The following is an 11,954-nucleotide window of genomic DNA, read 5'->3' on the forward strand; positions in this document are numbered from 1 at the left end:
GGGGCGCATCGCCCACCCGGGGTACGGTTGCCCGTCCCCGACCCGGCCGGGGTGCCCCCCCTGCCCGGGGGGGGGGGGGGTTCTCCCCGCGGGCGCCCGGCGAGGCGGGCTCGGCACCGTCGTGACCCGACGCTCTAGACTCAGCGGGTCGGCGGGAGTGGCGTAACGGCAGCCGCGGTAGGTTTAGGTCCTATTGTCCGAAAGGACGTGGGGGTTCGAATCCCCCCTCCCGCACTTCGGGGTCCACCCCGCCCGCACCACCGGCTGCGCTGTCGGACGCGTCACGATCGCGGGTCGGCGCGGGCCCCGCGCGGTCAGGATGGCCCGGTGACCCTGCGCTTCGTCCTCGACCCCGAACTGACCCCCGACCTGCGCGAGGCGATCGTCGCGCTCTGGGTCGACGTCACGAACGCCGGCGGGGCGGTCGGCTTCGTGCCGCCGGTCACCGCCGCCGACGTGCGGCGCACCGCGGACCCGACGTTCGCCGGCATCGTCGAGGGCCCGGACCGCCTCCTGCTCGGGTACGCGGGCGACCGCCTCGTCGCGGCGCTGATCTTCTGCGACAACCGGTTCAACCTGAAGGCGCACTGGTGCGTGCTGAAGCGGGTGATGGTCCACCCGGACACCCAGGGCCACGGGTACGGCCTGACGCTGATGCGCGAGGCCGAGCGCCTCGGCCGCGAGCTGGGCCGGGAGGCGCTGCACGTGACGGTCCGGGACGGGCTGGGGCTGGACCGCTTCTACCGGCGGCTCGGTTACCGGGAGATCGGGCGCCTGCCCGGCGCCCTGCGGGTCGCGCCCGGCGACGACCGCGACGAGATCCTCATGTGGCTCGACCTGACCGCCCCGCACGCGCCCGCGCGCTGACCGACCGCTCCGCCCACGCCCGCGCGCCGAGCCGAGCCGACGGCTCAGCCTCGCCCGGTCACCAGGCCACGCCGATGCCGTCCCCCGGGTACCAGTGGTTGGCCGGGGTCTCCCGGTAGGCGAGGAACTTGCGGCCGGTGCGCTCGGCGTGCTCGGCGAGGACGTTGGTGGCGGTCACGTTGTCGGTGAGCAGGATCGCGCCCGGCGCGAGCTTGCCCTCGACCGCCTCGAACTCGCGCTTCTCGTGGGCCCGGCTGTGGTCGCTGTCGTGCAGGAAGAGGTCGACCGGCCGGTCCAGCGCGGCGATGGAGGCGATGGAGTCGCCGATCACCAGGTCGACCACCTCGGACCAGGGCGCGGTCCGGGCGAGGTAACCGGCCTCGGGGTTGATGTCCAGCGAGGTGACCCGGCCGGGGTGCCCGTCGGCGGTGTTGCGCAGCAGCGCGGCGGCCAGGACGCAACTGCCGAGCCCCTTGTCGACGCCGGTCTCCACGACGTGCTGGGGTCGTGTGGCGCGGACGATCGCGTACCAGCCGATCCGGCGGGCGTAGCGGACGTGCCGGTCGGCGAGGCCCCGGCGGGCCGCGCCGGCGGTGGCGGACTCGATGTGCCGGCGCAGCACGTCGTCCGACTCGATCTCGCCGAAGTACGCGCGGACCTGCTTGACGGGCACGTCGCAGACCACGCTGACGAACCAGGCGAGGTGGTGCCGGCTCAGCTTGGTCAGCTCGTACGTGTAGTTGTGGTGCTCCCGGGAGGTGAACAGCCACCGGGCCGACGTGCGCAGCACCTTGGCGTCGTGGCGGGCGACCCGGGCCAGGCGCTTGGGGAAGGCGGCGACGGGGGCGAGGGGGGTGCGGGCGATGGCTCGCCGGAGCTTCGTTGCGTCCACGAGAGGGTTCTACCAGGCGAAGGGAAACAGCCGCGAAAAAGTTTCATCCATGGGCTTGGACGGCGGGGGCACGAGGGCCAGCCGTCTCCATAGCGTTCTGACCGGTAGGAGGAGGGGCCATCCCCGGAGCGGATGAGGGTACGCGCGCACTCGCTTGCGTAAGTAGCATCGCGCCATGCCAGGTGCACACCAGTTCGTCGAGCAGGACCCCGTCGCTGACAACGCCGACACCCCGCCGGGAAGGCATGGCAAGCCGCGTCGTCGATGGCGGCGGATCGCCCTCATCAGCCTGCTGGTGGTGGCACTGCTCGGGGGTGCCGGCATGATCGCGGGCGGGCTCTACCTGCGCTCGGTGGAGTCGGACATCGAGCGGGTCGACGCCTTCGCGGGCGTTCCGGAGGAGGGCCGCCCGCAGGCGGTGGCCAAGGGCGCCATGAACATCCTGATCCTGGGCAGCGACACCCGCGACCCGGAGAGCACGTCGGGTTCCCGCACGGACACGATCATCCTGGCCCACCTGCCGAAGGACCGGTCCAGCGCCCAGCTCATCTCGATTCCCCGGGACACCTGGGTGGCCGTGCCCCGTGCCAAGGACGGCAACCACGGCGGCCGGGACGCCAAGATCAACGCCGCGTACGCGTGGGGCGGGGTGCCCTTGATGGTGCAGACCGTCGAGAAGTTCACCAGCGTGCGGATCGACCACGTCATGATGGTCGACTTCGCGGGATTCAAGGAGATCATCGACGCGCTGGGCGGCATCGACGTCAACTCGGAGAAGAACTTCACCTCGATCCACCCTCCGTTCCGGACATTCCGCCAGGGCATGCAGCGCATGGACGGTGAGACGGCGCTCGACTACTCACGGCAGCGCAAGCAGTTCCCCGATGGCGACTTCGCGCGCATCCGCCACCAGCAGCAGGTCATCAAGGCGATCCTGGACCGGGCCGTGTCCGGGGGCATCGTGACGAACCCCGGCAAGCTGAACTCGTTCGTGAAGGCGACGTCGAACGCGGTGTCGGTGGACGAGGACATGTCGCTGCTCGGAATGGCGACCGACCTGCGCGGCCTGCGCGGCAGCAACCTCGTCTTCATGACCAGTCCGACGAAGGGCACGGGACGGGTGGGCAGCGAGAGCGTCGTGTTCGCGAACACGGAGAAGGCGAAGACCTTCTACGACGCGGTGCGGCGGGACGCGGTGCCGGAGATCCTGAGCACCGGAAAGTAGGAGGTCGGACTGACGTACCGGCTCTGGTGAGGCGACCGCCTCGGTCGTATCCTTCGTTCGCCTCGGGTCTGTCATGCAACGTACGGGGCAGTCAACGGGGGAAGGACCAACCATGTCCAGCCAACAGGCGACGGGCCCGGACGCCACCGCGGCGTGGTTCGATGACGCGCTGGCACGACGCGTGGTGACGACGGTGGCCGACGAGGACGCCGGCGCGACCGCCACGCCGAGGTCGGCTCCGCCGGCAGGTGGGCAGGTGGACGACGGCACGTCGCGTCCGGGTCTCGACGTGACGGCGGTGCTGCCCTATGCCGGCTCCCGCGCGTCCACGCGCACCCGTGGGCTGCGGGCCTGGATGATGACGGCTCCCGTCGACGTCGCGGCCCTGCTGACACCCTTGCTGCTCACCCAGCAGTACTGGCGCGGGACGCTGGCCATGGCGGCCCTGACCGTGACCGTCTTCGCTGCCGGCGGGCTCTACCGCGCCCGCCGCCACGTGAGCATCCTGGACGAGCTGCCGAGCCTCTGCGGACGCCTGCTGGCCTGCGCGGCGGTGGTCACCATCATCGCGGCCCTGCGTCACGACTCCGCGGCGTACGTGGGCGGCTTCGCCCGCGGCGTGACCCTCGCGGCCGGGCTGGTCCTCGTCGGGCGTGCCTTCTCCCGGGAGTTCGCGACCATCGCGCGCAAGCGTCGGTGGGTGGAACACAACGCGGTCATCATCGGTAGCGGGCCGATCGCCGTGGAACTCGCCCGCCTCCTCCGGCGCTACCCCCAGTACGGGCTCCGCTTCGTCGGCTGCGTCGATTCCGCGCCCCCGCAGGCGCCGACGGCGCTCCCGCTGATCGGCACCCTGGACCAGCTCGAACAGCTCGTGCGGATCGTCGAGTGTGACGTGCTCATCATCGCGGACCCGAGTTGCCCGGAACTGACGCTGATGGAGTTCCTCCGCCGTCCGGGCAGCGCGAGCTGCGACCTGTGGGCGGTGCCCCGGCTCTGGGGCTCCCGCTCGCACGGCGACCACATCGGCGCGATCCCGATCGTCAAGGTCGGTGACATCACGCTGTCGGGCCCCCGGTGGGCACTCAAGCGCGCCTCGGACATCGTCTTCGCCGCCACGGCGCTGCTCGTACTGAGCCCGGTGCTCGCGCTCTGCGCGATAGCGACGTTCATCGACGGTGGTCGAGGCATCTTCTTCTACCAGGAACGGATCGGCCGCCACGGCAAGCCGTTCCACATCATCAAGTTCCGCTCGATGCGTCCCGTGGACGAACGCGAGTCGCAGACGAACTGGTCGATCGCCCACGACCGGCGGGTTGGACCGATCGGACGCTTCATGCGTCGCACCTCGCTGGACGAACTGCCGCAGCTCTGGAACATCCTGCGCGGCGACATGAGCGTGGTCGGACCGCGGCCGGAGCGGCCGTACTTCGTCGAGAAGTTCTCGGCCGAGTACCCCAACTACGCGATGCGCCACCGGGTGGCGGTGGGGCTGACCGGGCTGGCACAGGTCAGTGGCCTGCGGGGCGACACCCCGATCTCCGACCGCGCCCGGTTCGACAACTACTACATCGAGAACTGGTCTCTCTGGCTCGACGCCAAAGTGCTGATCCGCACGGTGGCCGAGGTCTTCCGCGGCGGTGGTCGCTGACCGGTTGGTGGGGCCGGTGAACCGCCGGCCAGACTGATCGACGAGTGCTACCCGCCCCGCAACACCACCTGCTGTCCCCCCTTCTGCGCGCTCGCCGTCGACCGCGCGCCGACCGCTTGGAGAGTCGATGCCGGACGTTTCGGTCGTGATTCCGACCACGGGCAGGCCCAGCCTCGCCGAGGCGGTGCTGTCCGCCCGCGCGCAGGAGGGGGTGTCCGTACGCATCGTGGTCGTCTGCGACACGGCCGGGATACCCGCGTCCGTGCAGGAGTTGCGGGGGCAGGTGGACGAGATCGTCTGCACCGGCGGCGGACGACGCGGCTCCCACGCGCGCAACCTCGGGGTCGCCCACGCCGCCCCGGGCAGTCACGTGGCGTTCCTCGACGACGACGACGCCTGGCTGCCGACGAAGCTCGCGGTCCAGGTGCCGGTCGTCGACCGCCTGGCAGCCGCCGGCAGGCGGCCCGTCGTGTCGTCCCGGATCCTGCAACGCAAGGCCGGTGCCGCGCCGCTGCCGACGGCCGCCCCGGAGACGCTGATCGCCGAGGGCATGCTCCCCGAGGACTACCTCTTCCGCCGTCGGCACCTCGGCGTGGGCCGTCAGTCGTTGCCCACGTCGACGCTGCTCACGACCCACGAGCTGGCCACCCTGTGCCCGTGGGACGAGACGCTGCCGCGCCACCAGGACTGGGACTGGCTGGTGCGTGCCGCCCGCATCCCGGGCGCCACGATCGTGCAGGTCGAGGAGGCCACCGCCGTCTACACCGTCGGCAGCCCCGGCTCCATCTCCGCGCGCGCCGACTGGCGGCAGTCGTGGCAGTGGGCCAAGCGGTGGGAAGGGGTGTGGTCGCCGGAGACGTTCTCCGACTTCATCGCCGCGCAGACCCTCCGGTACGCCCTCCAGGCCAGGGACGGCGAAGGCGTACGGGAGATGGTGCGTGCGATCCGGCGGAACTCCGCCCCGTCGGCCCGTAACGCGGTGCTGGCCGCGCTCGGTCTCGTGCCGCGTGCCACCCTGGAGCGCGTGGCGATGCGCAAGTCCCGTGCGTCCGCCAGCTCACTGCCGACCGACGGAGCCCACTGATGCGTCTGCACTTCGTGCTGCCCCAACTGGAGCCCCTCTACGGCATGGAGCTGGCGGCGGCCCTGCTCATCCGTGGTCTCCAGGCGCACGGCGTGGAGGTTTCGGCGACCGTCCTGTCGCGGGGTGTCCCGGCCGGCCTGGAGGACCTCAGCATCGACACCCTCAACCTGGGCTCCAGGATCACCCGGCTGATGGAGGCTGTCCCGCCGTTGCGGCGACGGTTGCAGGCCCTGCCGGCGGACGTCGAGATCGTCGCGAGCGGGCTGTGGGGAAGCGTCCCGGTGGGCGCGGCGCTGGCCGGCGCCGGGCGGAGCTTCGTCGCGTGGGAGCACTCGCTGCTGCCCGAGCGGCTGCGCATCGACCGCCGGGTGCGGACGCTCGCCCGGATCACCCGGGTCGGCGCGCTGCGCCCCCGGCTCGTCGTCGCGGTCTCCGGGGGCGTCGCGCGGACCGTCCGGCAGCTCGTGCCGGGGCAGCCGGTCGTCACGATCACCAACCCGCTGCCGCCGCGTCCGTTCGTCGCGCCCCGCGACGTCGTCGACCGCCGGCGCATCCAGCTCCTCACCACCGCGGCCTTCCGCCCGTACAAGAACCATTCCTGCGCACTCTCCGCCCTGGCCCTTTTGCCCGACAACTACCACTTGACCCTCGCCGGCGACGGCGAGGAGCGGGAGCTGCTCCGGACGCAGGCGCGTGACCTGGGCCTGGAGGGGCGCGCGACGTTCCTCGGCAGGGTGCCGGGAGTCGGCGGGCTCCTCGCCGAAGCCGACCTGCTGGTACACCCCTCGCGGGCCGAGACATTCGGGTTCAGCCTGGTCGAGGCGGCCGAGGCCGGTCTGCCCGTCGCCGCTCTGCCGGTGCCCGCGCTGGACGAGCTGATCCCGGCTCTGGTGCCGGGGGCGCTGGCGGCGGACACCACCCCCTCGGCCCTGGCCGAAACGGTGCTGAGGTTGACGCAGGGCGGCGGGCGCCCCGGCCCCGCCGACTTCGAGAAGGCCTGGCACGCGCGCTGCGCCGCGCTCGATCCCGCCGAGGTCAGCCGCCAGTGGGTGGAGGCGTTGCAGCGGTGACCCTGGCTCAGGGAACGGCCGGCCCGGCGCAGGACCAGGACGACCGCCGACGACGGCCGGGGTCGCACCGGCGGAGGTCCGCCGTCGGGGGCCGGGGGGACAGCTTCCTCCGCAAGTCCGGCAAGTTCTTCACCGGCACGCTGCTGCGGACCGTCGCGCAGGGCGTGCTCTTCGTTCTCCTCGCGCGGGAGATGCCGATCGGCACCTACGGGCTGTTCGTCGGCGTGACCGCGCTCATCGCCCTGGTGTCGCCGTTCGCGTCGGCCGGCGCGCCGAGCCTGATCTTCCAGAACTACGCCGACTCGCCGGCAGAGTGGCCCCGGCACCTCGCCCGGGGCCTGCTGCTGTCCACGGTCTTCGGCGCGGGCGCGACGGTGCTGGTGACCGCCGCGGGTGTGGCCATCTGGGGCGCCCAGGTGAGCGTGGTCGACGTGGCCTGTCTCGCCTTCGCGGACCTGGTGGCGTGGCGTCTCGTCGAGGTGGTGGCGGCCTCGGTCCAGGCCCGGGGCCGGGTCTTCGTCGCGTCGGTCATCCCCGCCGTCCTGCACGTGGCGCGGCTGGCCGGGGCGGTGGCCCTGGGCCTGGCCGGCCCGGACCCGATGACGCTGCGCACCTGGGCGGTCACGTCGGCCGCGCTCTCCGCCGTCATCGGCCTGTTGGTGATCGGGTACGGGCTGCGCGGATCGGGAGGGTTCCCGTTCGACAGCCGCGGCGCATTCGCGCAGGCACGGGCAGGGATGCTCTTCGCCGTCGGCCTGTCGGCCCAGACGGTCTACAACGACCTCGACAAGGTCATGCTGTCGCGGCTGAGCACGCCGGAGAGCGCCGCCATCTACGCCGCGGCGTACCGGGTGGTCGACTTCGCCTACACGCCCGGCCGTTCCATGGCGGCGGTCGCCTACCCCAAGTTCTTCGAGGCCGGGCGGGACGGTCCCCGCGCCGCGTTCGCGCTGACCCGGCGGCTGCTGCCGCGCTACCTCGGCTTCGCGGTGCCGGCGAGCCTGTCGCTCGTCGCGTTCGCCTGGGTGATGCCGTACGTCTTCGGGGCCGAGTTCGCGGCGGCCGAGACGGCGCTCCAGGGGCTGAGCGCGCTGCTCGTGCTGAAGGCGATCCACTACCTCGCGGCCGACACCCTGTCGGGAAGCCGGATGCAGGGCCGTCGGACGGTCTGCCAGATCGCGGTCGGCGTCGTCAACGCGGGGCTCAACGTCTGGCTCATCCCGGCCTACGGCTGGCAGGGCGCCGTCGTCTCCAGCCTGGTGTGTGACGCGCTCCTCGGCATACTGCTGTGGGGCTGCCTCCTCGCCTCGCTCCGCCGGCACCCGGGCGCCCGCGCGGCGACGGACAGTGAAAGGGTCTGAGTTGGTCAGCCTCTTCGGTTTCCTGTTGACGGCGAGTGGTGTCGCGGTGGCCGTCTGGCTGGTACGCGCCCGGCGGCGCGTCGCCGCGTCGTTCGGCGAAGGCGCCGTGGCAGTCGCGCTCATCGGGTTCGCGGTGCTCACGAACGCCGCGCCGGTGCTCGCCGGGGAACGCAGCTCGGCGCTCATCGGGCTGCTGGTGCTCTGCCTGCTGGCGTGGCTGATCGTCTCGGGCCGCCGCAGCCTGCGTGGCCCCGCCGACATCTGGCTCCGGATCTCGCTGCTGATGATCGGCGCGCTGCTCGCCTGGTGCTTCGCCGTCGACAGCCTCGTCGGCGCCGGCCTGTACGGCTCGCGGATCGCGGCGTACGCGGCCTCCGGGCTGCTGCTGCTCGCCCTGGTCCTGCTGTCCCGCCGTACCGCCCTGAACACGCGGGCGCTGGCCTTCACGGGGCTGGCCGTCCTGGCGGTGATGACGATCCCGACGCTGTTCACCGGGCAGGCGTGGCGGGCCTGCACCGCCGGGAAGCTGGAGAAGTGCTCGGTGGCGGGGGCCCTGTTCAAGAGCTTCTACGACTCCGAGAACTACGTGGCCATGCTCGCGTCGTTCACACTGGTCGCCAGCCTGTGTGCGATGCGGCGGCTGGAACTGCTGGCGACGGCCTCCTTCTGCCTGCTGATCATCGTCGCCACGGGTTCCCGCACCAGCTACCTGGCGATCGCCGCCGCCGGCGTCTGGGTGCTCGGCAGCCTCGTCCTCGAACGGCGGCGGCAGTTCCTCCGGATCAACTTCGCCCTCTGCGTCGCCCTGGTGGTGTCCGCCCTCGGGCTCGCCACCTACCTGACGTGGAGCGCGTCCAAGACGACCTTGAGCAACCGCGGCAACATCTGGATGGCCGCCCGCGAGTACATCGCCGGCGCCGAGGCCACCGGCGCCGGCGTGTCCAAGTGGTACTACCTGCGGGACATCGGCGAGGCGCCCACCCACTTCTTCCACTCGGGCTACGTCCTCGTCATCTTCTCCGGCGGTCTGGTGGCGCTGACCCTCTGGGGCCTCTGGGCGGCCACCCTGCTGCACGGGCCCGTCACCGACGGCCGGGCCTTCTCCGCGAAGGCGCCCGTCGTGCTGCTCGTCGTCTACTCGTTCACCGAGGTGGTCTGGAACCCGCTCTCCGTCGACGGGCTGTCGTGGATCTACGTGGCGCTCATGCTGACCACCTCGGCCTCCGCCACGGCGGATCCGGTCCCCGCTTCCGGGCCCGTTGACGCGGCCGACCGGCCGGTCGGCCGGCGGGCGGCGCGACGCCGACTGGCGTCCTAGACAGCCGTCGATCGGGCGCGCGGTCTCCGTTGGTCACCGAGCCGTCCGGCTGGGCCCGGCCGACCCGCCGCCTGAACCGGTGCCGCGGTAGCGCGGTGCCGTCAGCCTCAGGAGCCGGCGGCTGGCGGAGCGCTGCCGGCGATCGGCAGGTTGTGGAAGGCCAGCAGCCCGGCGCCCGTCGAGGTGGCGATCCACGGTCCCGCCCCGGAGTGGCCCAGGTAGCTCACGCCGGTCGCGCCGGCGGCCGGGCCGGAAAGGGTCAGCACCAGTCGGCCGCCGTCCCGGTACGCGATGCCGGTGACGGTGACGGTGCTGCCGTTGATGCGGAAGTCCGCCTGCGCCCCCGGCTGGACCGTGAGCGGGTCGTCGTCGCGCAACTGGACGACCACCTCGGTGCGCTCGGCGTTGGCGAAGGCCGCCGCCCGCGGGTCGGGGGACGCCACCCCGTCGCCCGGGCCGCCGTACAGGTCGTGGGCCAGCACGCTGAAGACCCGATCGCCCAGCTCACGGTAGCCCTGCTCCCACGCGAAGTGGCAGCCCTCGTGGCCGGACAGGCCGTTGGTGGACAGCACCGTGACCCCGAGGCTGTCGCGCATCCGCCGTTGGGCCTCCCGCAGCCGTCCGGTGCTGCTGTCACCGCAGGGCGAGGTCCGCACCTGGAAGACGTAGTACCGGCTGCCGCCGGGGATGTCGATGCCGATCTCCCGCCGCCAGTCGCTGAGCAGGGCGGTGACGCCAGCCACGTGCCTGGTGGCGTTGTCGTTGTCCGACTCGCCCTGGTACCAGAGCACGGCCCTGACCCGCCCGATCACCCCGGCGGCTGTCAGGCGTTGCCGCAGCCGACCGTAGTTGGTGGCAATGTCGCCGGGGTTGGCGTCGTTGCGCTGGAAGAACGAGATGGTCTTCCCGTTCTCGGCGCCGTTGAGGACGGCCACCGGCACCTGGTAGGTGTCCGAAAGCCGGTGGGCCATCCGGATCCCCCACTGGCCGACCGAGCCGGGCTGCCGGATCGCCTCGCTGACCGCGTAGTTCCACCCCCGGTCGGACGCCGAGAACGTACGGTCCGCCGTGGACGATCCGTAGCTGCGGACGAAGGCGGACTCCTCCCCCGCGGACGATCCCCGGTACTTCGCCGAGACGGCGTTCGACTGGCCCTGGATGACATAGACATCACCGGCCACGACGCCGTCCCAGAGGCCGACCCTTCGGCTCAGTCCGTCACCCAGCACGTGCAGTTCGAAGCGGTACTCCCGTAGCGCCGCGACGATGCGCCGGCGGAAGGTGAAGTCACCGCCGTTGGTGACCGGCAGGGTGTCCTCCCACCCCTCGGCCCCGCTGGTGACCTTCAGTCGTACGGCCCTGACCCGGGCGTCGTGCACCTTGCCGACAACGGGGACCACGGCGCCGCTCTCGGCATCCCTCGGGTACAACTGCCGGTCGCGGGGATGTTGGTCGAGGGTGAGCACCGACGGCCGCGCGTACACCGTCAGCCGTCGCTCCGTGAAGGCACCCGCGTTGTCGGACAGCGTCCAGTCGGGGTGGCCGTCCGGCGCGGTACCGATGCCGACCGACAACGGGTTCTTCTGCGAGGTGAACCCGTTGACCGCGAACACCGTCTGCGGCGGGACGCTGGAGGGGCGGGTGGGGGCGACCAGGTGGACCTGGAACGAGCCGTACCCGAGAGCGCCCCGCAGGTCGTCGTCGGCGTCGAAGCGGCCGTCGGAGGCGCCCGGTATCTGGCCGGACGCCCCGGCGTTGTACGAGTTGGGCCACATCTCCAGGTAGCCGGGAAGCCCCGTGCCGGCCGTCAGACCCTCGACGTTGGACGCGATCTCCAGATCGCTGACCCGCTGCCGCACGATCTGGCCGCGCCGAGTCGGCAGCCCGAGGCGGCTGGCGTCGGCGGCGAACGGCGCCATCGCCGTCCACACCCACTGCCGGCCGGCCGGGCCGGTCAGCTCCAGGCAGTAGCCGACCCGGTCGAAGCCGCGGGCCACCTCGGCGGTGCGGTCGAACGCGTACGCCGGGTTACGGTTCGCCCAGTTCGCGCGGACGGGCAGGTCCACCGCCGCGACCGGGGTGAAGTCGGCCATGCCGGGGACGTTCGCCGCGCAGCTCGTGCCGTCCACCGGGGCGACCGTCGGCCGCGCTGGGTCGCCGCCGGACGTCGACCACGCCGCCTGCGGTGTCCCGATCGGCGACGGGGGCCAGGCGACGACCGCCAGCGCGCAGACGAGCAGCCCGACCGTCCCCACGGCGATCCAGACCTTCCGGGGTACGGACCGGAGGCGCTGGAACGGGGAGAGAGGATCGGACACCCTCGGACCTCCACTGGTCGGGCGGTTCGTCGCGGCAAGGCTATGCGATGCGCGGCGACGGATCGTCCGCGCCCGGGAACCGCGGCCGCACCGTGCCCCAGGCGTCATCGTCGGCGCCCGTCAGGAGGCTCGGCGGTCGGCACGGGGCGCGACATGACCGATCGTCGT

Annotated in this window: 9 protein-coding genes and 1 tRNA gene; 8 read left to right on the top strand and 2 right to left on the bottom strand. The window is 72.2% G+C overall.

The window, feature by feature from the left end; translation table 11 throughout:
* The first annotated feature begins 151 nt into the window (after positions 1-151).
* Together AB0L34_RS16335 and AB0L34_RS16340 are read left to right on the top strand one after the other, a co-directional pair.
* A tRNA-Leu gene (locus AB0L34_RS16335) sits at positions 152-234 on the top strand.
* Between the two features lie 93 nt (positions 235-327).
* Positions 328-867, top strand: a complete 540-nt coding sequence (locus tag AB0L34_RS16340; RefSeq protein ID WP_363705296.1) for a GNAT family N-acetyltransferase — start codon at positions 328-330, stop codon at positions 865-867.
* A 58-nt stretch (positions 868-925) separates the two neighbouring features.
* Here AB0L34_RS16340 and AB0L34_RS16345 read toward each other — a convergent pair whose 3' ends face one another.
* Positions 926-1,759 carry a class I SAM-dependent methyltransferase gene (locus AB0L34_RS16345; protein WP_363705297.1) on the bottom strand — a complete coding sequence of 278 codons (834 nt, stop codon included), beginning with the start codon at positions 1,757-1,759 and terminating at the stop codon, positions 926-928.
* Positions 1,760-1,934: 175 nt separating this feature from the next.
* Between AB0L34_RS16345 and AB0L34_RS16350 the strand changes: the two genes are divergently transcribed.
* The 6 genes from AB0L34_RS16350 (at position 1,935) to AB0L34_RS16375 (ending at position 9,468) form a co-directional block, all read left to right on the top strand.
* Complete coding sequence (locus AB0L34_RS16350) at positions 1,935-2,984, top strand: LCP family protein (RefSeq protein ID WP_363705298.1); 1,050 nt, start codon at positions 1,935-1,937, stop codon at positions 2,982-2,984.
* Between the two features lie 112 nt (positions 2,985-3,096).
* Complete coding sequence (locus tag AB0L34_RS16355; RefSeq protein WP_363705299.1) at positions 3,097-4,635, top strand: sugar transferase; 1,539 nt, start codon at positions 3,097-3,099, stop codon at positions 4,633-4,635.
* 127 nt (positions 4,636-4,762) lie between these two features.
* The gene (locus tag AB0L34_RS16360) at positions 4,763-5,719 is read left to right on the top strand and encodes a glycosyltransferase (protein ID WP_357459147.1); all 957 of its coding nucleotides are present in this window, start codon (positions 4,763-4,765) and stop codon (positions 5,717-5,719) included.
* Entirely contained in the window at positions 5,719-6,789 is a 1,071-nt protein-coding gene (locus AB0L34_RS16365; protein ID WP_363705300.1) for a glycosyltransferase, read from the top strand. The genes AB0L34_RS16360 and AB0L34_RS16365 overlap by 1 nt, the downstream gene beginning before the upstream one ends.
* Positions 6,786-8,150 (top strand): oligosaccharide flippase family protein, encoded by a 1,365-nt coding sequence (locus AB0L34_RS16370; protein ID WP_363705301.1) that lies wholly within the window; start codon positions 6,786-6,788, stop codon positions 8,148-8,150. The genes AB0L34_RS16365 and AB0L34_RS16370 overlap by 4 nt, the downstream gene beginning before the upstream one ends.
* 1 nt (position 8,151) lies before the next feature.
* Entirely contained in the window at positions 8,152-9,468 is a 1,317-nt protein-coding gene (locus AB0L34_RS16375) for an O-antigen ligase family protein (RefSeq protein WP_363705302.1), read from the top strand.
* A gap of 107 nt (positions 9,469-9,575) precedes the next feature.
* On the opposite strand, the gene AB0L34_RS16380 is transcribed toward AB0L34_RS16375, so the two are convergent.
* Positions 9,576-11,786, bottom strand: a complete 2,211-nt coding sequence (locus AB0L34_RS16380) for a sialate O-acetylesterase (RefSeq protein WP_363705303.1) — start codon at positions 11,784-11,786, stop codon at positions 9,576-9,578.
* Between the last annotated feature and the right edge of the window lie 168 nt (positions 11,787-11,954).

The sequence above is a fragment of the Micromonospora sp. NPDC052213 genome (assembly GCF_040679695.1).
GTDB lineage: Bacteria > Actinomycetota > Actinomycetes > Mycobacteriales > Micromonosporaceae > Micromonospora.

Bases quoted from the DNA above. Each gene is read 5' to 3' on its own strand.
- AB0L34_RS16355 (WP_363705299.1), top strand. From the start codon at position 3,097: ATGTCCAGCCAACAGGCGACGGGCCCGGACGCCACCGCGGCGTGGTTC.
- AB0L34_RS16360 (WP_357459147.1), top strand. From the start codon at position 4,763: ATGCCGGACGTTTCGGTCGTGATTCCGACCACGGGCAGGCCCAGCCTC.
- AB0L34_RS16365 (WP_363705300.1), top strand. From the start codon at position 5,719: ATGCGTCTGCACTTCGTGCTGCCCCAACTGGAGCCCCTCTACGGCATG.
- AB0L34_RS16350 (WP_363705298.1), top strand. From the start codon at position 1,935: ATGCCAGGTGCACACCAGTTCGTCGAGCAGGACCCCGTCGCTGACAAC.